This window comes from Streptomyces sp. Root1310, assembly GCF_001426425.1.
Taxonomy (GTDB): domain Bacteria; phylum Actinomycetota; class Actinomycetes; order Streptomycetales; family Streptomycetaceae; genus Streptomyces.
Genome location: NZ_LMEQ01000015.1, coordinates 43,111 through 68,083, shown reverse-complemented (window position 1 = coordinate 68,083; position 24,973 = coordinate 43,111). Strand labels below are relative to the sequence as shown.

At 71.1% G+C, this 24,973-nt stretch carries 17 protein-coding genes and 5 pseudogenes; 12 read left to right on the top strand and 10 right to left on the bottom strand.

What is annotated here, in order from left to right:
• The 3 genes and pseudogenes from ASD48_RS42310 to ASD48_RS23760 form a co-directional block, all read left to right on the top strand.
• A pseudogene (locus ASD48_RS42310) lies at positions 1-1,452 on the top strand (acyltransferase domain-containing protein); the annotation flags it as partial.
• 66 nt (positions 1,453-1,518) lie between these two features.
• Entirely contained in the window at positions 1,519-6,462 is a 4,944-nt protein-coding gene (locus ASD48_RS23765) for an SDR family NAD(P)-dependent oxidoreductase (protein WP_206780418.1), read from the top strand.
• Positions 6,463-6,824: 362 nt separating this feature from the next.
• Entirely contained in the window at positions 6,825-8,750 is a 1,926-nt protein-coding gene (locus ASD48_RS23760) for a hypothetical protein (protein ID WP_057603724.1), read from the top strand.
• Positions 8,751-8,775: 25 nt separating this feature from the next.
• On the opposite strand, the gene ASD48_RS23755 is transcribed toward ASD48_RS23760, so the two are convergent.
• Positions 8,776-9,216 carry a hypothetical protein gene (locus ASD48_RS23755; RefSeq protein WP_057603723.1) on the bottom strand — a complete coding sequence of 147 codons (441 nt, stop codon included), beginning with the start codon at positions 9,214-9,216 and terminating at the stop codon, positions 8,776-8,778.
• A gap of 375 nt (positions 9,217-9,591) precedes the next feature.
• Between ASD48_RS23755 and ASD48_RS23750 the strand changes: the two genes are divergently transcribed.
• From ASD48_RS23750 to ASD48_RS23740, 3 genes are all read left to right on the top strand, one after another.
• Positions 9,592-9,846 carry a hypothetical protein gene (locus tag ASD48_RS23750; RefSeq protein ID WP_057603722.1) on the top strand — a complete coding sequence of 85 codons (255 nt, stop codon included), beginning with the start codon at positions 9,592-9,594 and terminating at the stop codon, positions 9,844-9,846.
• A 130-nt stretch (positions 9,847-9,976) separates the two neighbouring features.
• Positions 9,977-10,102, top strand: coding sequence for a hypothetical protein (locus tag ASD48_RS46020; protein WP_282438260.1), 126 nt, complete (start codon positions 9,977-9,979; stop codon positions 10,100-10,102).
• Between the two features lie 194 nt (positions 10,103-10,296).
• Positions 10,297-10,647, top strand: a complete 351-nt coding sequence (locus tag ASD48_RS23740; RefSeq protein WP_057603721.1) for a hypothetical protein — start codon at positions 10,297-10,299, stop codon at positions 10,645-10,647.
• Between the two features lie 177 nt (positions 10,648-10,824).
• Here the strand turns inward: ASD48_RS23740 and ASD48_RS45415 are convergent.
• The 4 genes and pseudogenes from ASD48_RS45415 to ASD48_RS23720 all read right to left on the bottom strand — a co-directional run.
• Positions 10,825-10,911 (bottom strand): annotated as a pseudogene (locus ASD48_RS45415) (XRE family transcriptional regulator); the annotation flags it as partial.
• A 13-nt stretch (positions 10,912-10,924) separates the two neighbouring features.
• Positions 10,925-12,226: a DUF6379 domain-containing protein gene (locus ASD48_RS23730; protein WP_057603719.1), complete on the bottom strand. Its 1,302-nt coding sequence runs from the start codon at positions 12,224-12,226 to the stop codon at positions 10,925-10,927.
• A 47-nt stretch (positions 12,227-12,273) separates the two neighbouring features.
• Positions 12,274-13,587 (bottom strand): glycoside-pentoside-hexuronide (GPH):cation symporter, encoded by a 1,314-nt coding sequence (locus tag ASD48_RS23725; RefSeq protein ID WP_057603718.1) that lies wholly within the window; start codon positions 13,585-13,587, stop codon positions 12,274-12,276.
• A 254-nt stretch (positions 13,588-13,841) separates the two neighbouring features.
• On the bottom strand, positions 13,842-15,113 hold the full coding sequence (locus tag ASD48_RS23720; protein ID WP_057603717.1) for an ROK family protein: 1,272 nt from the start codon (positions 15,111-15,113) through the stop codon (positions 13,842-13,844).
• Positions 15,114-15,223: 110 nt separating this feature from the next.
• On the opposite strand from ASD48_RS23720, the gene ASD48_RS23715 reads away from it, so the two are divergent.
• From ASD48_RS23715 to ASD48_RS23705, 3 genes are read left to right on the top strand one after another with little or no spacing between them, the layout of a single operon-like run.
• A complete protein-coding gene (locus ASD48_RS23715) occupies positions 15,224-16,291 on the top strand; it encodes a Gfo/Idh/MocA family oxidoreductase (RefSeq protein WP_057603716.1) in 1,068 nt (355 codons plus the stop codon).
• Positions 16,288-17,208, top strand: coding sequence for a sugar phosphate isomerase/epimerase (locus ASD48_RS23710; RefSeq protein WP_057603715.1), 921 nt, complete (start codon positions 16,288-16,290; stop codon positions 17,206-17,208). The genes ASD48_RS23715 and ASD48_RS23710 overlap by 4 nt, the downstream gene beginning before the upstream one ends.
• 21 nt (positions 17,209-17,229) lie before the next feature.
• Positions 17,230-18,747, top strand: coding sequence for a GMC oxidoreductase (locus tag ASD48_RS23705; protein WP_057603714.1), 1,518 nt, complete (start codon positions 17,230-17,232; stop codon positions 18,745-18,747).
• Between the two features lie 348 nt (positions 18,748-19,095).
• Here the strand turns inward: ASD48_RS23705 and ASD48_RS23700 are convergent, their stop codons facing one another.
• Complete coding sequence (locus tag ASD48_RS23700; protein WP_057603712.1) at positions 19,096-20,271, bottom strand: glutathione-independent formaldehyde dehydrogenase; 1,176 nt, start codon at positions 20,269-20,271, stop codon at positions 19,096-19,098.
• Between the two features lie 356 nt (positions 20,272-20,627).
• Here ASD48_RS23700 and ASD48_RS42305 point away from each other — a divergent pair.
• The 3 genes and pseudogenes from ASD48_RS42305 to ASD48_RS23690 all read left to right on the top strand — a co-directional run.
• Positions 20,628-21,029: pseudogene (locus tag ASD48_RS42305) on the top strand (transcriptional regulator); the annotation flags it as partial.
• Between the two features lie 9 nt (positions 21,030-21,038).
• Positions 21,039-21,597 (top strand): annotated as a pseudogene (locus ASD48_RS23695) (XRE family transcriptional regulator).
• A 441-nt stretch (positions 21,598-22,038) separates the two neighbouring features.
• Positions 22,039-22,728 carry a hypothetical protein gene (locus ASD48_RS23690; protein ID WP_057603710.1) on the top strand — a complete coding sequence of 230 codons (690 nt, stop codon included), beginning with the start codon at positions 22,039-22,041 and terminating at the stop codon, positions 22,726-22,728.
• Between the two features lie 234 nt (positions 22,729-22,962).
• Here ASD48_RS23690 and ASD48_RS45410 read toward each other — a convergent pair.
• From ASD48_RS45410 to ASD48_RS23680, 4 genes and pseudogenes are all read right to left on the bottom strand, one after another.
• A pseudogene (locus tag ASD48_RS45410) lies at positions 22,963-23,091 on the bottom strand (AraC family transcriptional regulator); the annotation flags it as partial.
• Between the two features lie 34 nt (positions 23,092-23,125).
• Positions 23,126-23,860, bottom strand: a complete 735-nt coding sequence (locus ASD48_RS45405) for an IS30 family transposase (protein ID WP_242432709.1) — start codon at positions 23,858-23,860, stop codon at positions 23,126-23,128.
• On the bottom strand, positions 23,860-24,315 hold the full coding sequence (locus ASD48_RS45400) for a helix-turn-helix domain-containing protein (protein WP_242432708.1): 456 nt from the start codon (positions 24,313-24,315) through the stop codon (positions 23,860-23,862). Before ASD48_RS45400 ends, ASD48_RS45405 begins: the two co-directional genes overlap by 1 nt.
• Positions 24,312-24,920, bottom strand: coding sequence for a TetR/AcrR family transcriptional regulator C-terminal domain-containing protein (locus ASD48_RS23680; protein ID WP_057603709.1), 609 nt, complete (start codon positions 24,918-24,920; stop codon positions 24,312-24,314). Before ASD48_RS23680 ends, ASD48_RS45400 begins: the two co-directional genes overlap by 4 nt.
• Positions 24,921-24,973: the final 53 nt, after the last annotated feature.

Genomic DNA, 24,973 nt, shown 5'->3' with positions numbered 1-24,973 from the left:
GGGGCGTGCGCGCCGCGCCGGTGTGTCGTCGTTCGGGATCAGTGGGACGAACGCGCACGTGATCATCGAGGAGGCGCCCGAGCCCACCGTCGAGACCACCGCCGCTCCGGCTGCCGAGCCGGCTGCCGAGCGGTCTCCGGTCGAGGTGGTGCCATGGGTGACGTCGGCGCGCAGTGCCGCCGGTCTCGTTGCCCAGGCGGATCGGCTCGCCCGGTTCGTCGGTGTGCGGCCGGAGCTGGATCCGGTGGATGTGGGGTGGTCGTTGGTCGGTTCGCGGTCGGTGCTGGAGCACCGGGCGGTGGTGCTGGGCRAGGGCCGGGACGAGTTGGTGGCCGGTCTTGMCTCGCTTGCCTCGGGAGTGTCCGCGCCGGGTGTGGTGTGTGGTGTGGGTCGGGGTGGTGTGCGGCCGGTGTTGGTGTTTCCGGGGCAGGGGTCGCAGTGGGTGGGGATGGCGGTGGGGTTGTTGGAGTCGTCGCCGGTGTTTGCGGAGCGGTTGGGGGAGTGTGAGGCGGCGTTGGCTCCGTTTGTGGAGTGGTCGTTGCGGGATGTGTTGGGTGGTGGTGTGGGGTCGGTGGGGTTGTTGGAGCGGGTTGATGTGGTGCAGCCGGTGTTGTTTGCGGTGATGGTGTCGTTGGCGGAGTTGTGGCGGTCGGTGGGGGTGGTGCCGGCTGCGGTGGTGGGGCATTCGCAGGGGGAGATTGCTGCTGCGTGTGTGGCGGGTGGTTTGTCGTTGGGTGATGCGGCGCGGGTGGTGGCGTTGCGGAGTCGGGCGTTGCGGCGGTTGTCGGGGTTGGGTGGGATGGTGTCGGTGGCGGCGGGGCGGGAGCGGACGGAGGATCTGCTGGCCGGGTGGGTGGGTCGTGTGGGTGTTGCGGCGGTGAATGGTCCGGGGTCGACGGTGGTGTCGGGTGATGCGGATGCGTTGGATGAGTTGGTGGTGGTGTGTGAGGGGTTGGGGGTGCGGGCGCGTCGGGTTGCGGTGGATTATGCGTCGCATTCGGCTCATGTGGATTTGATTCGGGAGGAGTTGGGGGAGTTGTTGGCGCCGGTTGTTCCGGTGTCTTCGGGGGTGCCGTTCTTTTCGACGGTGACGGGTGACTGGCTCGACACGGCGCGGTTGGACGCGGGGTATTGGTTTGAGAATCTTCGTCGGCCGGTGCGGTTCGGGGAGGCGACGCGTGCGTTGCTGGATGAGGGTTTCTCGGTGTTCATCGAGTCGAGTGCGCATCCGGTGCTGGCGACGGGGATCTCGGAGACGGTGGATGCGGGGGATGTGCCGGGTGCGGTGGTGGGTTCGCTGCGTCGGGGTGAGGGGGGTATGGGGCGTTTCCTGACCTCGGTGGCGGAGGCGTTCGTCAGGGGTGTGGAGGTGGACTGGGCGAGTGTGCTGCCCGGGGGTCGTCGGGTGGATCTGCCGACCTACGCCTTCCAGCGCAAGCACTACTGGCTCGANGCTACGAGAGGCATCCGACTCGGCGCAACGACGCGGTCCGGGAGGCGTTCGTCAGGGGTGTGGAGGTGGACTGGGCGAGTGTGCTGCCCGGGGGTCGTCGGGTGGATCTGCCGACCTACGCCTTCCAGCGCAAGCACTACTGGCTCGAGAGCACGGCTGCGGAACAGAACGACCCGAACGCTCTGCCGGCCGACGCCGCCGACACCCGCTTCTGGGAGGCGGTCGAGAGCGAGAACCTCGACGAACTCGCCCGCACCCTCGACACCGCCGACGCCCGGCCCGCCCTGGAGACCCTGGTACCTGCCCTGGCCTCCTGGCGCAGGCAACGCCGGGAACACTCGGTCGTCGACTCCTGGCGCTACCGCGTCGGTTGGCGTCCCGCACAGATCTCCCCGCGCTCCGACACCACACCTACCGGGACATGGCTGGTGATCGCTCCCGCCGCCCACCAGGAACATCCGTGGGTGACGGCGGCGACCGACGCGCTGCGCGACGGCGGCGCCGAGGTCCGGACGGTCGTACTGGACCCGACAGCGCTCCAACGTGATTCACTGGCACAGGAGTTGGGCACAGACGGCGCGCAGATCGACGGGGTGCTGTCGCTGCTCGCCCTGGACGAGACGCCGTTGCCCCGGCATCCCGGCGTTCCGGCCGGGCTCGGCGCGACCCTCACGCTGCTCCAGGCACTGGGCGACGCCGGCATCGAGGCACCCCTGTGGTGCGCCACCCAGGGCGCCGTCTCCGTCAGCGGCGTCGATCACCTCACCCGGCCGCTTCAGGCGCAGGTGTGGGGTCTGGGCCGAGTCGCGGGACTCGAGCACCCGGACCGCTGGGGCGGCCTCGTCGACCTGCCCGAAACCGTCGACGCGCGGTCGGCGGGACGGCTGCGCGCCCTGCTGGCCGAGCCGGGTGACGAGGACCAGCTCGCGCTGCGCCCCTCGGGCGCCTTCGTACGCCGCCTGACCCGTGCGCCGCTGGAGGACACCCCGCCGGTACGCGAGTGGCGGCCCGACGGCACGACGCTGATCACCGGAGGGACCGGCGGTCTGGGCGGCCATGTGGCCCGATGGCTCGCCGCGCAGGGCGCGGGGCACCTCGTACTGACCAGCAGGCGTGGTCCGGACGCGGACGGTGCCGCCGAACTCCGGGAGGAACTGCAGGGGGTGGGCTCCCGGGTGAGCATCGTCGCCTGCGACGCGTCGGACCGGGACGCCCTGGCCGCGCTGCTGCGGCGGCTTCGCGACGAGGGGACACCGGTGCGGGCGGTCGTGCACACCGCCGGCGTCGCGGGCCGGTTCACCACGCTGGCCGACGCGGGCCTGGCCGACCTGGCCGAGACCCTGGGCGCGAAGGCCGGCGGGGCCGCGGCACTGGACGAACTGCTGGCGGGAGAAGGCGAGCCGGACGCCTTCGTCCTCTTCTCGTCGAACGCCGGCGTGTGGGGCGGCGCCGGACAGGGACCCTACGCCGCCGCGAACGCCTACCTCGACGCCCTGGCCGAGCAGCGCCGGGCGCGCGGCGCCGCCGCCACCTCCGTCGCCTGGGGCATGTGGAGCGGACAGGGACTGGTGGCCGGTCAGCCCGGCGTCGAGGAAGCGCTGCGACGCCTGGGCCTGAAGGCCATGGACCCGGACCTGGCGATCACGGCACTGCACCAGGCCCTCGACCGCGACGAGACCACCCTCTCCGTCACCGACATGGACTGGGACCGCTTCGTCTCGGTGTTCACGGCGGCACGTCCGCGCCCCCTCCTCGACGAACTGCCCGAAGCCGCAAGGATCCTGCGCGCCGCCGACGCGGGCCACGAGGCGAACTCCGAGTCCCGTTCGGCCCTCGCCGAACAACTGGCCGGCCTGGCTCCCGCCGAGCAGCACCGCCTCCTCGTGGAGATGGTGCGTGCCCAGGCCGCGACCGTGCTGGGCCACGACTCCGGAGACGCGGTCGACCAGGACCGGCAGTTCCAGGAGCTCGGGTTCAACTCGGTGAGCGCGGTGGAACTGCGCAACCGGCTCAACGAGGCGACCGGGCTGCGCCTGCCGGCCTCGCTGGTCTTCGACCACCCGACGCCCGCCGCGCTGGCCCGCCGGATACGCGCCGAGGTGCTGGGCGAAGCGCAGGAGCCGGCCGCCGCCGGCCTCGACGGCCCGGCCGGCGGTGCCGCCGTCGGTGACGACGCCGTGGCCATCGTCGGCATGAGCTGCCGGCTGCCCGGCGGCGTGGAGAGCCCCGACGACCTGTGGCGCGTCGTCGTCGAAGGCCGCGACGTGATCTCCGAGCTGCCGACCGACCGGGCCTGGGAGGCGGTCGAGCGGCTGCGGGAACTCGGGATGGACATGCCCGGGGGGCGCTGGCTGCGCGCGGGCGGATTCATCGACTCCGCGGCCGAGTTCGACCCGGACTTCTTCGGCGTCTCCACGGCCGAGGCGCTGGCGATGGATCCGCAGCAGCGGCTGCTGCTGGAGATGTCGTGGGAGGCGATCGAGCGGGCCGGCATCGACCCGCACACCCTGCGAGGCAGCTCCACCGGCGTGTACGTCGGCACGTTCTTCCAGCCGTACTGGGCGGGCTCCAACCGCATCGCGGAGGACGTCAAGCCCTTCCTCGGCACCGGCGTCACCCCGACGTTCGCCTCCGGCCGCATCGCCTACCTCCTCGGCCTCGAAGGCCCCACGTTCACCGTGGACACCGGCTGCTCGTCCTCGGCCGTCGCCCTGCACCAGGCGTGCCAGGCGGTGCGTCGCGGGGAGTGCTCGACGGCGCTGGTCGGCGGTGTCACCGTGCTGTCCAGCCCGATGGGCGTGCCCGACCTCGGCGGCATGGCCGAGGACGGCCGCTGCAAGGCGTTCTCCGCCGAGGCCGACGGCACCGGCTGGGGTGAGGGAGCCGCGATGGTCATGATCGAACGGCTCTCCGAGGCGCGCCGCCTGGGCCACCCGGTCCTCGCGGTGGTCCGCGGCTCCGCCGTCAACCACAACGGCGAGAGCAACGGCATGTCGGCCCCCAACGGCCCGTCCCAACAGCGGCTGATCCGCCAGGCCCTGGCCGACGCGCGGCTGTCGCCCGACGAGGTCGACGCGGTGGAGGCGCACGGCACCGGCACCCCGCTCGGCGACCCGATCGAGGCCCAGGCGCTGCTGGCCACCTACGGCCGGGACCGGGCGGAGGACCGGCCGCTGTGGCTCGGCACGGTCAAGACCAACATCGGCCACCCGCAGGCGGCGTCCGGCCTGGTCGGCGTCATCAAGATGGTGCTGGCCATGCGCCACGGACTGCTTCCCCGGTCCCTGTACGCCGACTCGCCGACACCGCAGGTCGACTGGGCGTCCGGCGCCGTCTCGCTGCTGGCCGAGAACACGCCGTGGCCGGAGGCCGGACGGCCTCGCAGGGCCGGTGTCTCCTCCTTCGGCGCCAGCGGCACCAAGGCCCACATCATCCTCGAACAGGATGCCTGGCTGCCCGACGCGGGCACGCCGGAACCCGCGGTCGGCACCGACGGCCGGACCGCCGCCGTACCCCTGCTGGTGTCCGCCCGCACACCGGACGGTGTCCGCCAACAGGCCCGCAGGCTGCGCGAGTTCGTGGAGTCACACCCCGAGGCGGAACCGACGGACCTCGCCTGGTCCCTGGCGACCTCGCGCTCGGCGTTCGAGCACCGGGCCGCACTGTTCGCGGTCGACCGGGAGGAACTGCTGGGCGGGCTCGCGGATCTGGAGCAGGGAGACCTCCTGGGCCGCACCCTCCGGGGCGAGGCCGGGGCCACGGCGCGCACCGCGTTCGTCTTCGCCGGCCAGGCGCTGCCCGACACCCCGGCTCCCGCCGCACGGCAGCTGTACGAAGCGCTGCCGGACTTCGCCGACGCACTGGACGAGGCGTGCGTCCACCTCGACGCCTGCGCCCGACTGGGCCGTCCGGTACAGGAGTTCGCCCTCGGCGTTCACTCTGCCGCCGACGCGGTGGCCGCCGCCTGCGTCGCGTTCGCCCACGAGACGGCACTGTCCCGGGCGCTGCCGCGGCTGGGCGTGACACCGGAGGTCGCGGCGGGGCTCCGCCTGGGGGAGATCAGCGCGGCGCACGCCGCCGGGGTCCTGGGGATCGAGGACGCCGCCGCCCTCCTCGTGGCCGTGGCGCGGCTGCGTGACGGCGCGGCCGATCGGGATGCCGCTCTCGACGGGTTCGGCCGGACGGCGAAGAACATCGCGTCGCACCCGGCACGGCTCCGCCTGGTGTCCGCCCTGACCGACGAGCCGCTCGACGCCGAACGGCTGCTGGATCCCGGGCACTGGCTGGACGAGGAGACCCCCGTGGACGTGCCGACGGCGGACGGCGGCCGGGCGCCGCGCGTCCACGGCGTGTTCGTCGGCCTCCCGGACGGTGTACCCGCCGGATCGGCCGGGGCCGTGACCGGCCTGATGCGGGTACTGGCCCGGGCACACGTCGACGGAGTGACCGTCGGCTGGCGGGAGACGCTGACCGCCGTGGGCGCCCAGGGGCGGTCGGTGGAGCTGCCCACCTACCCCTTCCGGCGCGACCACTACTGGCTGGAGGCGAACCCGGTGGCGGTCCTGGGGGACGCTCTCGCCGGGAAGAACGTCGCCAACTGGAGCGCGGTGGAAGGAGTGGAGCTCCTCGACGAGACCACGCGCAAGGAGGTCGTGGAGGAGTACTTCCGCCGGCTCAACGCAGGCGATCTCGACAAGGTGCTGGAGCTGCTGGCACCCGACGTCCGCATGGAGGACCCCGTCGGCGGACCGCCCAAGCTCGGGCGCGAGGCCGTCGGGGAGTACATCGCGCAGGTCATCGAGGCCAACGCCGAGATCACCGTCGGCCCGATCGTCGCGGCCCAGGACGGCCTCCGGGTCGCACTGCCGCTGGTCGGACGACTCGCCCAGCTCGGCAGGTCCGACGGCCCGCGCATGGAGATCAACTGCGTGGACGTCATCCAGGTCAACGGCGAAGGACTGATCCAGGAAGTGCTGGTCTTCTGGGGCATGACGGACATCGCCCGCTGACGGAAGCCACCCCGTACGACGACGACCCGGTACCGCGCTTCAAGCGGTGCCGGGTCGCGTACTTGTGGTGGGGACCGGCGGTACAGCCGTGGTGGACTGCCGATCAGATGACCGGCTCACGCCGACCGGGGCGGCCGGAGGCCTCACCGCGTGGGCGCGGCAGCCGTGTCCCGGCGCAGCAGGACGGTGCCCACGCGCATCCCGCATGAGGCCTCCGTGCCGCTCGCCCTCGACGTGGCCCGGTGCCAGCAGGACTCCGGCGACGGGAACACTCTCCCGCCGGCCGGCTTCGGCGCGCGCCTGGACCGAGAGCCCGGACCGAGGGCCTTGTCCCGCCGTGAGGCGGCGGGGATCATGATCGCGTGCAGCACCGAGAGGAACTCCGCGAGACACTCGCACGCGCCGGGCTCACGGTCGTCGAGGACGTGCGCCCGGGCAGCCTGTTCCCGCCGGAGGCCGGCTGGCGGATCGCGCGGGGCATCGGGGCGCCGGACGGTGCAACCCGGGAAGCGCTCGACGCCGCGTGGTGGCGCCGCCTCTGCGATGTCGACGGCGAGTTCCTGGTGGTTGTCCTCGGGCATCGGATCGGGGGCAACGACTCCTGGTGGACCCGGGTGCGGTACGTCGGCGCCGGTGTGCCGGGGCTGACCGGAGCCCCCGGGTTCGTGGCGCTCTCCCTCGACGGGCACGTGCTGCTGGCGGAGGTGCCCGGCGGCGGCGGGCCTCGGGTGACGGCCCTCGACCGGCTGCCGGAGCGGCTGGAGGAGACGGCCGCGGCCGCCGGGCGCGAGACGGAGGCCGAGCGCGCCGAGGTGTGGGCGGCGGTACCCGGTCGGCCGGCCTGGCCCTTGCACTGGGCGGAGGGGATCGGCTCCAATCCGGCCGCGCCGGACGAGCTGCTGATCCGGCTGCTGGATGTGGCGGAGGGGTTCCTGCACGACTGCGACCGGCCCGCCGTACTCGACGCCGCCGTGGCGCACCCCGATCCGCGGGTGCGCTCGAGGCCCGCCGACACCTTCCGGCCCAAGCTCACGCCCGAACAATGGGTACGCCTGATCCGCGCCGAACCGTCGCCGAGCCGGCGCGTGCACTGGGCCGAGCACGCCGGCGCCTGGGGCGTCGAACTCCCCGGGGACCTGTACGACGACCTCCTCGCCGGCCCGTCCCGCGCCCAGGCCGCCGGACTCCGGGGGCTCCCCGCACACCACCTCCCCAGCCTCGCGGACGACGCCGATTCCCGGGTACGGACCGCTGCCTGCGCTCGGTGGGAAGACCTCGCCGCGCCACTGCGGAAGCGGCTGCTGGCCGACACCGACGACGCGGTGCGCACGGCGGCGCTACTGGCCCACCACACCGGCATCCCCATGCCCCGCGAGGTCTTCGACGCGCTGCCCACGCCCCGGAGCGCCCTCGAACAGTGCCGCCTCGAGCCCGAGTTGGAGGCGGAGTCGGTCGCGGACGGGGACGCGGACGTGCGCCGGGCGCTTGCCGCCAACCCGGGCCTGGGCCCGCACGGCATCGCCGTCCTGGCGAAGGACTCCCTGGACGACATACGTTCCGCGGTGGCACTGCGCCCCGATCTCACCGAGGAGCAGCGCGCCCTGGTGCGCTACAGCTTCGACCCGACGTCGATGTCGCGCACCCTGCCCTGGGTCGCGGACCTGCACGGTGACGCCGACGCGATGCGCCGCCTGGCCGCGTCGTCCCATCCGCTCATCCGCCGCAGTGTGGCCCGTGCCCGGCATCTCCCACCGGACGTCGTGGAGCGTCTGGCGCGGGACGAGGACCGGGTGGTCCGCCTGTTCCTGGCCGAATCGTGCGACGGCGCGCCGGCCGACCTGCTCTTGGAGGTCTGGCGGTGGTGGGACGGCAGCTTCAGCCACCCCGACCGCCCCCGCAGCCACCCCAACTTCCCCCGTACGGGCCTGCTGCGCCACGCAGACGACTCCGACGGGCGGATGCGCCGCTTGGCCCTGGACGATCCGGAGTCCACGTCGGCCGACGTCGCACACCTGGCCCGCGACCCCGAAGCCGAGGTGCGCCGCCGTGCGGCCGAGGACCTCCGGCTGCCTCCGGCCGACGCGGTGCGGCTGCTGGACGACCCGGCGGACCACGTCCGCTGGGCCGCGATGCGCAATCCACGGCTGCCGGCCCGCGTCCTGGCCGGGCTGCTGCACGACCGCGACACGTCAAGCGTGGCGGTCACCAACCCGGCGATCCCGGTACCCGTCCTGCACCGGATCCTGGCCACGGCAGCGGCAGCGGCAGCGGTGTCGGCCCGGTGCTGAGCGCAGGGAGTACGGCGATCGCCGGTCAGCGGCGGCCGGTTGCCAGGATGACGAGGAACTGGCCGCCGCCCGCCTCGATGCCGGCGGTCACCGGCAGTCCCGGTACCAGGCGGGAGAAGCGGTCCACCAGCCAGTCCGCTGCTTCTTGGGCGTCCTGCCTGGTCGGACAACGGCCCACCATCTCGCGGCCCCCCTTGCGCTCCAGTCTCGCGGCAACGGCGAGCAGCGGCGCAGGTTCGACCACGTACAGGCGGTCCGGCCAGGCGATGACCGCCTTGACCGCACCCTTGCGGGTGTTGCACCCGCGGTGCGCGAGCCGCTCGGCGACCTTGGCCTTCCGGTCGGCGGTCCGGCTGTCGACGCTGGGTCCCTGCGCGTCGTTCACCGACTTGTCGGGGTCGACCGGCTCGTCGCACACCCAGCAGCGCCAGCCGTCGCGCTCAGCTACATCATCAAGGAGACTCACCCGAGCAAACTAGCCTGCCCGGCCGTCACCCCGCGCACCAGGGCCTCGGCGGCCAGGTGTGCCGCGGTACCTGTTGTTCCTGGACGACGTGAAGATGATCAGGTGCGCCACCGGCCGGCGCGATGGGGACCACGGCGTGGCACGCTCCTGTCGCGGCGCCTCGCCGCTTGCGTGCAGCCCTGCGGCATCGCGGCCCGCCCGGGCCAGGAGCTGAGTATCGAGCAGATTAATCCGCAGCGGCCTCGCCGCAGGCCTGAAGAAGCCCCTCCACGCCACAGGGAGGCGCCCGTGACCTCCCCTATCGTGCTTCGGCACACCGCCCCTACAGCTTCTCGTCGCGCGTACCGTGGCGGGAGGACCTGCCAGGAGGTGCCGATGAGCGCGCAGCCCGACCAAGCCCCCGCCCCGCCGGCCCCGGCCGCCGCCGCCCAGCTGCTCGCACAGCTGCGCGCCGACCGCCGCGCCGACACCTGGGTGCCGGCCTTCTACAGCCTCACCCCGCTGCACGACGTCGTGCGTACCTGGCAGTTGCGTGTCGCCGCGGCCCCGGCCGTCGACGCCTACATGGACTCCGGCCGTGACGAGTCCGGCTTCGTGGACCTGGACGACGTCCTCGGCACCCGCCGGTGACCGCTCAGCCGTGGACGGTGCGCCTGTCCCCGCAGGCGGCAAAGGTGCTCACCGAGCTCCCCGCGCCCGCCAAGGAGATGGTCCGCGGCGTCCTGGACATCGCCGTGCGTTCCCCGTGGGGCTGGCCCCAGTGGAACGCAGGGACCCGGAAGGTGAGGACGTCCGCGCCGCCTCCATCGGACAGCTGTCCGTCGTCTACGTGATCAACCCGCTGACCCGAAGCCTTTCCGTCCTGGATGTCGTCTGGATCGGGTAGCCGCCCGTGAGTACGCCCCGACCGACCCCGGCGATGCTGCGGGCGGTCGCCCTGACGGAACAGGGCCTCAACCCCGCCCGCCGCACGCCGGTGCGCCCAACGCTGACCGAGCATCGTCGACTGCGGGCTACTCAGGACGATCTAGGTACTCGCGCCCAAGCGGAGCACGGTACCCGCTGCCTAGCATCCGGAGCATGAGTTCCGTTGAGCAGACAGCCGGGTCGCGTGAAGGGCTGACGGTGCGGCAGCAGCCGTGGGGTACGACGTCGTTTGTGCTGGGCGCTGCCGCCGTCGCGATGATGGTGTGCCCGTTTCTGCCTGCCTGGGTTCCGAACGGGGTCCGGTTCTTTCCCGTGTACTTCATCGTGCCCGCGGGGATCGGTGCGGTCGTCTGCGGCCTTGTCGCGCTGCGCAGGGCGCGGGGCCAGGAGGAGGTGACTCCCTCTCGGGCGCGGGCGGGAGTCGCACTCGGTACGACGGCCGTTGTGCTGTCGCTGGCCGTGATCGTCTGGGCGATCTGGGTGCTGAACCAGGCCTACCCGTAGAGGCCGAGTATGCCGTCCGGGAATTGGCGGGCTACTGCAGGCCGGCGCTGCAGGGGTTGTCCTGCCGTGTCCTGGCGGCGGTCTGTGACGTTGCCCTGATCATGGACGGCTACGAACACCTTGACCTTTATGAGATCGACTTCGCGCCCATGGAGCACGACACCGGGCCCTTTGTCCTTGAGCGTCGAAGAGCCGCTGGGTAGGGGGCAGGAGCTGGACGGTGAGGTGGCGGTAGCGTCCGTCGTCGGTGGTGCCCATGGGGGCGGCCTCCCGAATGTCACCCCAGGTCGGTGCGGCCGTTCAGGGACCGGAGCAGGGCGTGCTGGCGGCGGACCTGGTCTCGCCCTCGACCGGGCTCGCGGCGGCCCTCGTACTCGCTGGAGAGCCAGCCCTGCCAGCCGGCTGTGCGCAGGGTGGCGAGGATGTCGTGCCAGGGGATGTGCAGGTCGGTGAGCCGGTCGTCGATCTCGAAGAACTTGGCCTGGATGAAGTGCACGTGCGGCAGCACGTCGGCGAGGTCGGACATGGGGACGGCCAGTGGTTCCAGGAACGCCGGGCGCTTCTTGCCCTCGAAGCCTTCGTGGCCGTCGTCGACCGGAGCCGTCTGGAAGATGCCGGTGTCGATGAGCAGCTTGAAGTGGTCGCTGCCGGTTCGGTCGATGAAGTCGAGATATGCCTGGGTGACCGGGTGCTTGATCGGAGTGGGGCTGTGGATCTCGGGGCAGATGACGACGTCGAGGTCGGCCGCGAGGTCGAGGACCCGCTCCACGGCGGGCTGCCAGAGGGGGTGCGGGTCGAGTTCGGGTGTGACGACGCCGAACTTGGGGCGGATCGAGGTGAAGCCGAGCAGCTTGGCCAGGCGCAGGTCGCGTTCGAGCTGTGCACGGCCCTCCTCGGCGGTGAGGTCGCGGTCACGCCACATGGCGGTGTCGACCCAGGAGCCGTAGTTCGTCGGCGTGAGCCCGTACCGGTCCAGGTTCCGGTGCCAGGTGTCGATCCAGTGCGGGTCGGGGTGTGGGTAGCCGGGGAGGTTGCCTTCGCCGAGGATCTCGATGCCGGTGGCTCCCAGGTCCGCGATGTCGGCCATGGCGTCCTGGAGCGTCATCGACGTGTACAGGTCGCCCGAGTAGCTGTAGAGCGAGACGGCGTAGCGCAGCCCGTGGGCGGCGCCGTCCTGGTCAGGCACGATCGTGGCCGTGGTGGCGGCGCGGAACACGGAGGGTCCGGCGACCTCGGGGATGTAGGGCCGGCGCAGATGGACCGCGACCTCGATCCGGTGGATGCCCGCACTCAGGCCACCCGGATGGTCGACGGTGAGCGTGGCGGGCTCGTCGAGCTGCCACCGTACGTCCGTGGAAGCGCGCAGTTCGTCGAGGGTGAACGTGCGGCCCTGAAGTGTCCAGCGCTGCGTTTCCCGCGGGAACGGGTGTCCGTCGACGATCACGTCGGCGCCGTCGACGAGGCTGCCGGCGATCCCTCGGTAGTTGGGGTTGCGCAGGAGGAGCTGGAAGCCCGTGACAGCGGTGCCGTCGGTGATGTTGCGGAATCCGCGCTGCTGGATGAGCGGGCGTTCGAGCATGGTCGTCCTTCGTGACTGGATGCTGTGGGGAGGGAGTGACTGCAGGGTCAGTGCTTGCGGTCTTCCAGGCCATAGAGGGCCATGCAGGCCGCCTGCACCAGGCAGAGCGCGGCGGGGAGTGCGACGAAGGCCCACTCGATGGCCTGGGTCGCCTGCGCGGAGACATGGTCGGCTCGGTATCCGCCCCAGGCCAGGGCCCAGGCGAAGAGGGAGCCGCCGAGGGCCGTTCCCACCTTGGTGGCGAAGCTGTAGCCGGCGTACAGCAGGCCCTCGTCACGGCGGCCGGTGAGGGTTTCGTGGTGGTCGATCGTGTCCGAGACCAGCGCCGGTGCCGCGACGAAGCCGAAGCCGCCGATCAGGTTGGCGAACAGGAAGACGGCGAGGAACACCATCGGCTGTCCGTTCAGGAAGAACAGGAGAACGTAGAGGGCCGCGGTGGCGGCGAGGCCGATGTTGATGCCGCGGCGCTTGCCGATTCGGCGCAGGAACCAGGGGGTGACGAGGGAACCGACCAGGGCCGACAGGGAGAACGCGAGCAGGATGTAACTGGTGGCCCACGCGTTGTCGAGGACCTCGCGGGCATAGAAGACGGCACCGGCGGTGACGATGCCCAGGCGGACGAATGCGATGAGGGACGCGGCGCTCACGCCCAGCCAGTGACGGTTGCCGCGCAGCGACGCCAGCGCGCGCCAGGTGGTGGCCTCACGGGCGACCGGTGCGGCGGGGCGTTCGCGGCACAGCAGGGCGACGGTCCAGTAGAGCAGTGTGCCGACCGCGCCGAGCACGAGGGCCATACCGGTGAAGCCACGGGCCCGGTCGGCGCCGCCGAGGGCACCGACGAGCGGCATGACCGCGAGGGAGACGGCGATCAGCCCCAGCGAGGCGCCGACGAAGCGGTAGCCGCTCATCTTCAGGCGGGTGTCGGCGTCGTCGGTGAGCATGGGCAGCATCGCGCCGTAAGGGACGTTGACGAGCGAGTGGCTGATGCCGACGACGACGAAGGTGGCCGCCGCCCACACCGTGGCCGTGGTACCGCTGCCGGGCGAGGAGAACGCCAGGGCGAAGGCGATGCCGAGGACGGGTGCGGCGAAGATCAGGTAGGGGCGGGCGCGGCCGAGGCGACTGCGGGTGCGGTCGACGGCCAGGCCGACCACCGGGTCGATGACCGCGTCCGCGATCCGGCCGACCAGCAGGATGGTGCCGGCGGTGGCGGCGGCCAGGCCGGCGACGTCCGTGTAGTAGTACAGCAGGAACGCCGTCAGCGTGGTCCAGGTGAGGTTGGACGCCAGGTCGCCGAGGCCGTAACCGAACTGTGCGGCCTTGGAGGGCGGGGACGGCCGAGCGGGGGATGCGGTGGTCACAGCAGTGGCAGGGGAGGGCACGGCACTCATCGTCGAGTCCCTTCGGGAGGCAGAGGGCACGCCGCCACGACACACGCAGGGTGGGGGACTGTGGGCGGCTGCCGGGGACCGCGGCGGAGCTCGTCCGGAGTCCGCTCGCTGCCCACGGAACTTATGCACGTCATCTACATAAGTCAATGGTTCATCGGTATCCATATGTCCGACACAGACAGTGCCGATGGCGGACGACCCCACCGCCCGCGGCAGCCGCCGCCTCAGAGCCCGCCGACGAGGCGGGCGGGTTCCACCGCGGAGGGAGCACCTCCCGGCGCCCACGCGGCGAGCGCGTCCGCGGACAGCAGGGCCTCGACGGCAAGGTGCGCCCCGCCCACGACCCCCGCCGTGTCACCGGCCTGCGACGCCCGGATGGTCAGGTCCGCCGCGGCCAGCGGAAGGGCCCGGCTGCGCACCGTGTGGTCGACGACACGGAGGAAGGTGTCCCCGCCGGTGACCGCGCCGCCGCCGAAGACCAGGTAGTCCGGGTCGAAGAAGTTCACGAGCGCCGCCATCAGGCTGCCGATGCGCTCCGCGGCCCGCGCCACGGCGGTCAGGCACCAGGCGTCCCCCGCCACGACGCCGCGGCCGATATCGGCCGGAGTGATCTCACCCGTGGCGTGATGGATGTCGGCCAGGAAACGACTGCGGCCCTCGTGCACGGCGCTCACCGCGTCCCGGGCCAGCGCCCAGCCGCCCGCGAGCGCCTCGAGGCAGCCTGTGCGACCGCACCGGCACATCACGGAGTTGTCCTCCAGGACCCGGGCGTGCCCTATGTCGCCCGCGGCGCCCTTGCTGCCGCGGTGGACGCTGCCCCGGGTGACCAGGCCGGCGCCGATGCCGGTGCCGGCCTTCACGAAGATCAGGTGCTGGTCGTCGTCCAGGCCGGTGCTCCTGGCCTCGCCGAGGGCGAGCAGATTGGCGTCGTTGTCGACCCAGACCGGCACCCCGTGCCGGTCCTGCAACCGGCCGCGGATGTCGAACCCGTCCCAGCCGGGCATGATCGGCGGCTGCGACGGCCGGCCGGTGGCGAACTCCACGGGGCCGGGAACGCCGATCACCACGGCCCACAGCCGTCCCGGGTCCCGCTCCTTGAGCAGGTCGGCGAACTGCTCGTCGAGGAAGCCGAGGGTCTCCTCGGGGCCTCGGGCCACGGGCCATTCCAGGTGGCGGTGCTCCAGCACGACGGCGTCGAGGTCCGTGACGGCCACGTCGAGCGCGGCGGCGCCGAGGACGGCGGACAGCACGAGCCCTTCCTCGGCCCTGAAGCGCAGCCGCCTGGGCGCCCGGCCACCGCTCGAGGGGCCGGTGTCGGCGTCCTCGAGCAGCCCGAGATCCATCGCCTCCTCCACCCGCTGGGAGATGACGGTGCGCCCCAGGAGCGCGGTCACGCCGAGTTCCGGTCGGGTGCGCGCCCGATTGCGGCGCACCAGGCGCACGACGGTGGAGAGAGCCTCGTACTGATCGATGGCGGTGGGCGGTCGACGTGACATGCCGCCATCCTTTCGCACTTCCGCGGCAGGCGAGCACACCCTTGACGACTTTTGCATGTCACGTGCAATAGTGTCTCGCAGTGTTCGTACCGGAGAAGCGGGAGGCTGCCATGACGCAGCAGATACAGGCCGCGATCGTGGGCACGGGTTTCATGGGATCCGTCCACGCCCGCGCCGTGACAGCGGCGAGCGGCCGCGTACGCCTGGTCGCCGCTAGCTCGCCAGGACGCGCCCGGGAGCTGGCCGGGACCATCCCCGGCGCCGAACCCGCCGGATTCGAGGAGGTGCTGGCCTCCGACGTGGACGTCGTCCACATCTGCACGCCCAACCACCTGCACTACGACATGGCCCGGCAGGCGCTGGAGGCCGGCAAGCATGTGATCTGCGAGAAGCCCCTGGCCCTCTCCGTGAAAGAGGCAGCCGAGCTGGCCGACCTCGCCGCGAGCACAGGTCGCGTGGCCACCGTGCCCTTCGTCTACCGCTTCTACGCATCGGTGCGGCTCGCGCGCTCGCTGATCGCCGCCGCCGACCGCGGGCCGTGGCTGCTGCACGGCTCCTACCTCCAGGACTGGCTCGCCTCGCCCGACGCCGACAACTGGCGGGTCGATGCCGCCCAGGGCGGTGGAAGCCGGGCCTTCGGCGACATCGGCATCCACTGGTGCGACCTGATGGAGTTCGTCACCGAGCAGCGCATCACGGCGGTCCAAGCCACGCTCGGCACCGCCCACCCCGTGCGCGCCGGACGCCCGTCGGCCACCGAGGACGGCGGCGTGATCTCCTTCCGCACCGACGGCGGGGCCCTGGGATCCCTGGTGATCAGCCAGGCCAGCGCCGGACGCAAGAACCGGCTGTGGTTCTCCTTCGACGGCCCCGACGCCAGCTACGTCTTCGACCAGGAAAGTCCCGAAAGCCTCTGGGTCGGCGGCCCGGACACCAACCGCGCCCTGACACGCGACCCCGCCCGCGCCGGAGGCCGGCCGGACGCCCTGCCCGCCGGACACCCCCAGGGCTACCACGAGTGCTTCGCCGACTTCGTCGCCGACACCTACGCCGCCGTCCGGGGCGAAGCCCCCGACGGCCTGCCCACCTTCGACGCCGGGCTGCGTGCCACCAGGCTCACCCAGGCCGTACTCGACTCGGCCGCCGCCAACGCCACCTGGACGGAGATCCACCCATGAAGCTCGGCATGCTCACCGCCTGCCTGCCCACCTGGCCGCTGAAGCGCATCGCCGACTGGGCCGCGAAGACCGGCTACGAGCGACTTGAGGTCGCAGTCTGGCCCGGCACCGGCGGCCGCGCCTTCGAAGCCTCACACATAGACGTCACCCACTTCGACGCCCGCGAACGCGAGCACGTGCAGCGGTTGTTGCAGGAGACCGGGCTCGACATCTCGGCACTGGCGTACTACGAGAACAACCTCCACCCCGACACCGAACGACGCGAACAGATCCGGGCCCACCTCAAGCACGCGATCGACACGGCACAAGCGCTCGGCGTACCGCATGTGGGAACCTTCATCGGCCGTGACCCGGCCCGCAGCGTGCCCGAGAACCAGCGTGAGGCCGAACGCGTCCTGCCCGAACTCATCGAGTACGCAGGCGAGCGCGGCGTGAAACTGCTCATCGAGAACTGCGTGATGGAGGGCTGGCACCCCGACGGCCACCCGGGCAACATCGCCTACTCGCCCGAGCTGTGGGAATGGATGTTCTCCCTCGGCCTGTACCTCAACTGGGACCCCTCCCACCTGATGTGGCTCGGCATCGACCCGCTGACCACCATCACCCCGTACGCCGGCCGGATCGTGCACGCCCAGGCCAAGGACATCGAGCTGGACCCGGTCGCCCGCAATCGCTACGGGGTCTTCGGCACGACCGCCAAGAACGGCGACCCGTGGGCCACCGGCTGGTGGCGCTACCGGGTCCCCGGCCGCGGCCAGGTCGACTGGACCCGCGTCGTCGACCGCCTCTACGAGGCCGGCTTCACCGGCACCCTCTCCGTCGAGCACGAGGACCCGCTGTGGGGCGGCACCCCGGAGAAGGTCTGCCAGGGCCTGACCATCGCCCATCACACCCTGCGCCCCCTCGTCGTCGCCTGATTCCCCATCCCGGAGCACTCCATGTCCCTCCCCTCGGCCACCGCCTACGACCTCGTCGTCGTCGGCAGCGGCCCCACCGGCAGCGCCTACGTCCGCGAGGTGTACGAACAGCACCCCACCGCGACCATCCTGCTGCTCGACGCCGGCCCGCGCCTGACCGATCCGCCCGGAACCCACGTCAAGAACATCCCCGACCCGGACGACCGCGCACGTGCCCAGCGGGACTCCGAGGGCCCCGGCCCGGCGGGCCGCCCCGGCACCCGGCTGCTCGGCTCGCTCCAGCTGCCCGCCGCCGCCCTGTCCACCAACGTCGGCGGCATGGGCGCACACTGGACCGGCGCCTGCCCCCGCCCCGGTGACGGCGAACGCATCGGCTTCATCCCCGACGCCGAAATGGACGCCCACCTCACCCGCGCCGAAGAGCTCCTGCACGTCACCGCCCACGCCTTCGACCGAGCGCCCTTCGCGGACGAGGTACGCCGCCGGCTGTCCGCGCTCCTTGACCCCGGCCGGCCCGCCCACCGGCGCGTGGCCCCCATGCCCTTGGCCGTCACCACCCGTTCCGACGGTGCCCATACCTGGAGCGGCACTGACGTCATCCTGGGTGGGTCGGCAGCGGACGAGCGCGTCGAGATCGCCGACCGGTGCCTGGGCCTGCGCGTCGTCCTGGACGGGGACACCACCACCGGAGTTGTCGTGCGCGACCTCGTCACCGGCGAGGAGAAGACCGTCACCGCGCGGGCGGTCGTCGTGGCAGCGGATGCCCTGCGCACGCCGCAACTGCTGCACGCCTCCGGCATACGCCCGCCCGCCCTGGGCCGCTACCTGAACGACCAGCCTCAGATCGTCTACGCCGTCCGACTGCCTGACGACGTAGTCGCCGGCCACCGCGCCGTCACCGGCCGCACCCGTGACGAAGACGGCGCCATCATCCCCCAGAGCGGTGTCAGTTGGGTGCCGTACTCCGACGCCCACCCCTTCCACGGCCAGGTGATGCAACTCGACGCCTCCCCCGTCCCGCTCGCCGACGACACCGACGTCGAGCCCGGTACCGTCGTCGGCCTGGGCTGGTTCTGCGCCAAGGACATCTCCTCCGACGACCGAGTCGAGTTCACCGACGGCGAGTCCGACGCCTACGGGCTGCCCGCCCCGCGCATCCACTACCGCTACAGCGACCGTGACCTGGACACGATCGAGCAGGCCAAGAAGGCCGTCACCGCCGCGGGGGCCACCATCGGCATCCCCCTCGACGACAGCCCCGTCCTCCTGCCCGCGGGTAGCTCACTGCACTACCAGGGCACCACCCGCATGGGCCCCGTCGACGACGGCACCAGCGTCTGCGACAGTCACAGCCGTGTCTGGAGCACCCGCGGGCTGTGGGTCGCCGGCAACAACGTCATCCCCACCGCCACCGCCTGCAACCCCACACTGACCTCCGTCGCCCTCGCCGTCCGGGGCGCCCGCGCACTCCTGGACCACCTGAACACGACGGCCGAGCGGAGCACTCCGACCGCACAGACAGGCGTCGCCATCGTCTGAGCCGTTCCCTACCGAGCAGGAGCGCCAGGCTCCGCCGGGTCCAGCCACAGAGTCAGGTGAGCCGTCCACTGCGGACACTGCTGGTCGAATGGCCCGCGGAAGCCGACGAGTCGACCGGCTACTGGATGACCGACCTGCCCTCCACCAAGCCGATCGCTCACTTGGCGCGGTCGGCCCGGACGCGCCGGCGGATCGACTCGCGATCACGGTCGTTCTGCGGATCTTCATCGCACACCACTCGGCCCCAGAACGGGTGGGGGTGAGAAACGGGTGGGGGTGAGAACGGATCACCACCCGCGGGCCGGACCGGTCCGGGGGGAGCAGGCGGGACGGCGGTCCTCGGGTCCCTCACCGCTTGGCGCCGTTCCCGTGTCCGTTCGGATGCAGGACCACCTTGGTCCAGCCCTCGTCACGGGCGTCGAAGTGCTCGTAGGCGGTGGGGGCCTCGTCCAGGCTGAGCTCGTGGGAGACGATGAAGCTCGGCTTGGCCTTCTCGCCGGCGATCAGATCCCGCAGCGCCCGGTTGTACCTCTTCACCGGCGCCTGCCCGGTGCCCATGTGCTGGCCCTTGAACCACATCATGCCGAAATCGATCGGGACCTTGCCCTGCGCCTCCAGTTCCCCCTGGGCTTCGGCACCGCCGGGGTCCTCGGGCAGGAACACGCCGACCACACCGATGTCGCCCGTGAACCTGACCGAGTCGATCAGTCCGTTGAGCGTGAGGCTGGCGTCCTCGTGTCCCTCGGGGTCGTGTGCCTGGTAGCCGACGCATTCACAGCCGTTGTCGGCGCCCAGACCGAGGGTCGCCTCCTTGACGACCTCCGCCGGATTCTGCTCGGCGGTGTTGATCGGAATGGCGCCGATCTCCTCCGCCTTGCGCAGCCGGTCGGGTTGGTGATCGGCCACCCAGACGCGGCCGGCGCCCTTGAGGAGGGCGGAGTAGGCTGCCATCTGCCCGACGGGACCGGCCCCGAAGACGATCGTCTGGTCGCCCGGTTTGACGTGGGCCATCTCGGTGGCGTGATAACCGGTGGGGAAGATGTCGGCGAGCATCACGTAGTCGGTCTGCCGCTCGGCGGCGTCCTCGCCCAGACGCAGCGCGTTGAAGTCGCCGTAGGGCACGCGCAGCAGTTCTGCCTGGCCGCCCTGGTAGGGGCCCATGTCGGCGAATCCGTAGGCGGCTCCGGCGAGGGCCGGTTCCGGCTGCATGGTCAGGCAGTAGTTGGTCAGGCCCCGCTCGCACTGCTTACAGAAGCCGCAGGCGATGTTGAAGGGCAGGACCACATACTCGCCGACCTGGACCTTGCGGACGGCCGTGCCGACTTCCACGACCTCGCCCATGTTCTCGTGTCCCAGGGTGCGGCCGGACTCGAACGAGGTGCGGCCCTCGTACATGTGCAGGTCCGAACCGCAGATGTTGGTGGTGGTGATCTTGACGATGATGTCGCAGGGATGTTCGATCTTCGCGTCCGGTACGTCCTTCACTGTGACCGTTCGCGGTCCTTCATATATCGCGGCTTTCATGATTGCTTCCTTCGGTGCCGCGGCAGCGGCATGACCGCAGCACGGCGGTGACGGGACGGCGCACAGAGCCTGACTCCCGGGAGTTGGTGCATGGGGCCCGTGGCTCCGGCATGCCCCCTGTGGGCCGTTCACCCGGTGCGGGTGAAACGGTGGTGCCGCCGGCCCGCCAGGCTGAGCCCCGCGTTCCGGCGGCGTGCCGTCCGGGTCCCCGTCGGCCCCCGCCGCGAAACAACCACGCACGATCGATCAGCGGAATCTTCGGGCCCGGACGACCGTCGACCACCGACGAATCTCCAGCTCAGGTCTCCAGTTGGTCACCGTCGTTGTCTTGGAGCATGTGGCGACGTTCCTGTTCGCGCTTGCGCGAGCGCCCGCAGGGCAAGGCCGACCAGCAGGGGGAGCGGTGGCCGGCGCTGGAACGCCCGACCTGGCGCCCCGACATCCGCGCCGCGGTCATCAGCAAGGCCCGGGTGAACATGCACCGCAAGCTCGCCAACATGGCAAAGATGACGGGCCTGTTCCCGCTCGCGGTGCTGTCCGACTGCGTCGTCTACCCCTCACCGGGGGAGAGCCCGCTGGACTTCCTCCCCTACGCGGCCTCGGGCAAGCCGCAGCCCGGCGGGTTCCGCCTCGGCCCCACCCCGGGCCTGGCGAAACTGGAGGGTGTCCAGACGATGCTGTGGGCAGTCGACCTGATGGAGCAGGGCCTCAACCCAGCCCGTCACATCAAGGGCGGCGACGCCGTCCTGGCGAAGGGGAGTAGGGCCGTGGCGGGAGAGATCGAAGACGCCATCGAACGCGCCGACCGCGAGTCGTTCACCCAGGAGCCCCCAGGACGCTGAAGGGCCGGATCGGCTTCCTGATCCGGCAGTTGGGCAGTGCGAAGGCGGTGGCGGTGGAGCTCGGTGTCACCGCCGATTCGGTCCACCGCTACCGGCGCGGTGCTCGTAAGAACCCGCCGCCCGAGGTCGCGTCGAAGGTCGACGAGGCCGTGCGGCAGCGCTGGCAGCCCCGGGTCCGCAAGCGCCGCCGCTGGCAGGCAGACACGACCACGGGCGTCACGGTGGAGACGCGGGCCCGCTTCGGCTACACCGCACCCGTCGGCACGACCGATGACGGCCGCCTCCGCCGCCTCACCGTCCACCTCCCCCCGGCCTACGCACAGCGCCTCTCGACGCCCGCGACCAGGGAGCCGGCGACCAGGAGATGCGCGCGATCATCGCCGAAGGCTTCAAGGACATCTACTTCCAGGACGGCGGCGTGCGCGCACAGGGCCTCAGCGACGTCGAGATCAACGACATCGACTACCTCGACCTGGACTACTGATGACGCCGACGGAAAGCGATCTGCCCATCCCCTCCTTGTGCCGAAGCGCGGTAGTTGTCACCAAGGCAGCTTGTTGTCACCGGGGTCGTCGGACTACGAGCGTCAGCCCCCCGGCCGGTGTCCTGTCGGATTCCCACCCGTTCTCGTTTGTGCTGTCCGCTTCTCATCCGGGCTGAGAAGCTGTGCCATATCCCTTGATCGGTGACCGTCTGTGACTGGTGAGCAAGTTCGTTCGCCAGGCTGCAGCAGCTGGCAGGCCGAACCGGGCCGCCTTCTCCGCAGGCGGTGGACGTTCAGTCGTTGCACTGGCCGCGCCCTACGGTCCCTCTGGTCGAGGGAGGGCCGCTCGGCGGACTCCAGGTCCGCAGTGCGACGAAGGGCCAGGAACAGCGGATCCGCTACCACCTGTACGGTTCCGCCTTTCGTTGTTCTACTTGCCAAATGCGCTGGCGAGACAACGGCAGTTCATGGTGGGTCGCCGGCATCGTGTTCGGGCTGGTTCTCGTGGGACTGGGCTCCTGGCGCATCGGGCCGGCGCACCACCGCGAGCACCAGCAACAGGTCGTGTCGGCGTGTATCGCCGAGCGTGGTGTCGAGCAGTGCCTGCCTGTGCGGACCGCCGCCATCACGAAAACAAGCGAGCGGGAGGACTGGGGCGGCCTGTCCGTGCTGTACGTGTATCTCGACGGGGCCTCGGAGCCGACGTTCCAGATCGGGCCGAACTGGAGTGAGCGGCACAGCTCAGAGGTCGTCGTCGCCGAATCGCAGGGCATTGTGTGGGCCTGGCAGGAGAGCGTGCACCACCGGTGGGAGGAACTGTACGAACCATGGCCGCTCTGGACACTCATCTATCTCGGACTGATCCTGGTCGGCGGCTGGTTCGTACTGCACTACGGAAACGTGCTGCTGATCGAGGGGTCCATTCGGTACACCGAACTGGCCGAGCGGTTGGTCGCCGCGTACAGCGGGGTGAGCTTTGCGGGGATGGCGATCCTCGTCGGGTTCACCCTCTCCTGGATCTTCGGGCTGGTGTCCATCATCGCCGTGGCGGGGGCCGTCGGTGTCAACGGCGCGGACCACTGGCGCCATTGGCAAAGCGCCTGGCGCCGTGCCCGCCGTGTATCGCGTTGACCGTACCCGCGCCCGCGTCCGTGCAGGACGGCAGCCACTTCCGCCCGGCGCACGGCCGCGGCGGCCAGGCATCAAGCTCACACGACCCCCCACACCATGAAGGGCCGAAAATCTCCCGGCCCTTCATGTCTCCTGACGCGTCCCGAATGAGCCACGACTCACGGAGCGTCACAAATTTCCGGGTTCTGGCACAGCTTCTGAGAGACGACGCCTCGTCTCTCGTGGGACCTCAGCTCACTTCCCCGGAATCTGACGGATCGGAGACGTAGACGGTGTCAGGTCCGCGAACGAGGTCGGCCACGCGACGTCATCGATGGCGAGCCACGGCGCAGCGGCTACGGCGGTGGGTGTCACCCCGGTGAAGGGCGAGCTCAAGCGGTCAGCGCATCACCGCTGTTCAGGAAGTCAGCGTAGACCTCTGCCGGGGTGCGATAGCCGTGGGTCTTGCGCGGACGGTGGTTGAGTTCGTGAGCGATGGCGTCCAGGTCGGCCTGGCTGAACGTGCGGAGGTCGGCGCCTTGGGGAGGTACTGCCGAAGCAGCCGGTTGGTGTTCTCGTTGGTGCCGCGTTGCCACGGGCTCCGCGGCTTGCAGAGGTAGATCGGCATCCTGGTCTCGGTGGTGATGGCCCGGCGCTCGGCGATCTCCCGGCCGCGGTCCCAGGTGAGCGTCCGCCGCAGGTGGGGTGGGATGCCGAGGAGGCTCCTGGTGAGGTGCGGGGTGACCTGCTCGGCCTTGATGCCGTCCGGCAGCGCGACGATGGTCGTGTAGCGGCTGGTGCGCTCGACGAGCGTGGCGACCGCCGAGGGCCTGGTGCCCATCACGAGGTCGTCCTCCCAATGACCTGGGACCTTCCGGTCCTCGACCTCGGCGGGGCGGGCGGTGATGGACACCATGCCGCGGATGATGCCCCGCCCGGTAGGGCGACGGGCGATCTTCGGGCGGCGCACGGGCCGGGCTGACCCCAGGTGCTGAGTGAGGCTGCGGTCGATTGCCTGGCGGCGACGAGGGTCGTAGAGCGAAAGGTAGATCGCTTCGTGCGAGATCCGCATGGCGGTGTCACCAGGGAACTGGCGTCGCAGCCACCCTGCGATCTGATCGGGAGACCAGCACAGAGCCAGCTTCGCCTCCATCAGGGCGCGCAGATCCGGTCGTTGGGCGAGCTTGGCCTGCTTGGGTCGGCGCCCGCGCGCGCGTAGGCGGCTTCATCGGCGGATGCGGCACGGTAGCGGTCCCGGCCTCCGTTGCGGGCGATCTCGCGGGAGACGGTCGAAGGGGATCTGCCCAGCCGCTTGGCCAACTGCCGGGCCGATTCCCCGGCGGCGATGCCGCGGGATATCTCTTCGCGCTCGCTGCCGCTCAGATGTCGCTCTGATCGCTGCTGCGGGCTGAGGCGGACGCCGCCGCTCTGATGCAGGAAACGACGGGCGTTCTGCATCGGTGCCCCGAGTGCCCGCCCGATCAAGCTGAACGATTGCCCCTCGCGCCAGCGTCTCCAGATCTCATCCTGCTGAGCCGGTGAAAACCCGTAGTCACGCACCTGTGCCTCCACGATCACATGATCATCCGTGGGTGGTGCATTGATCACTTGAGGGTGCCACCGTCTACCGACAGGGAGGCGGTCCGTGCCGCGGTGCGGTGCACCAGGCCGTCCAGGATGAGGGTCAGGCCGGCCTCGAATGCCGCCTCGTGGTCGATCGCAGGCATGTCCGCCGGTGGATCCGAGCCGTCGCCGGGTCCGGCGTCCGCCTGTTCTTCCAGGACGCTGCCCACCGTGAAACGGCCGGAGGCCAGCATCGCCATCTGTGCATCCCGCTCAGGCACTCCGGAGGTGACCAGGAAGTCCATCTTGTGACGGATCCGGTCGAGGTCGCTGGCGGGGGTGCTGCCTGCGTGGAGGCGTGCGCCGTCCCGGCGCATCAGCAGGGTGCGCCGGAAGCTTCGCGTGTTGTCCAGGAACCAGTCGCGCCAGTCGTCGTCCGGCGTCGGCAGCGGGGTGGCCGCATGCGGTGCCATGGCTGCCTCCGCCATGGCGGCGAGGAGGTCCTTCTTGGTGCGGAAGTACCAGTAGAGCGAGGGCTGTTCGACACCCAGCCGCTTCGCCAGCCGCCGCGTACTGACCATGTCCAGCCCGACCTCGTCGAGCAGGTCGAGCGCTTCGGAGACGACGATCTCGCGGTTCACCTTGGTCACATTGACAAATCTATCACCGATAGATGACTCTGGAGAAGAATCATTCACTGATA

Coding starts and splice junctions, on each gene's coding strand:
- ASD48_RS23715 (WP_057603716.1), top strand. CDS start 15,224: ATGACGCAGCAGATACAGGCCGCGATCGTGGGCACGGGTTTCATGGGA.
- ASD48_RS23750 (WP_057603722.1), top strand. CDS start 9,592: ATGAGCGCGCAGCCCGACCAAGCCCCCGCCCCGCCGGCCCCGGCCGCC.
- ASD48_RS23690 (WP_057603710.1), top strand. CDS start 22,039: ATGCGCTGGCGAGACAACGGCAGTTCATGGTGGGTCGCCGGCATCGTG.
- ASD48_RS23720 (WP_057603717.1), bottom strand. CDS start 15,113: ATGTCACGTCGACCGCCCACCGCCATCGATCAGTACGAGGCTCTCTCC.
- ASD48_RS23740 (WP_057603721.1), top strand. CDS start 10,297: ATGAGTTCCGTTGAGCAGACAGCCGGGTCGCGTGAAGGGCTGACGGTG.
- ASD48_RS23700 (WP_057603712.1), bottom strand. CDS start 20,271: ATGAAAGCCGCGATATATGAAGGACCGCGAACGGTCACAGTGAAGGAC.
- ASD48_RS23705 (WP_057603714.1), top strand. CDS start 17,230: ATGTCCCTCCCCTCGGCCACCGCCTACGACCTCGTCGTCGTCGGCAGC.
- ASD48_RS23710 (WP_057603715.1), top strand. CDS start 16,288: ATGAAGCTCGGCATGCTCACCGCCTGCCTGCCCACCTGGCCGCTGAAG.
- ASD48_RS23730 (WP_057603719.1), bottom strand. CDS start 12,226: ATGCTCGAACGCCCGCTCATCCAGCAGCGCGGATTCCGCAACATCACC.
- ASD48_RS45405 (WP_242432709.1), bottom strand. CDS start 23,860: ATGGAGGCGAAGCTGGCTCTGTGCTGGTCTCCCGATCAGATCGCAGGG.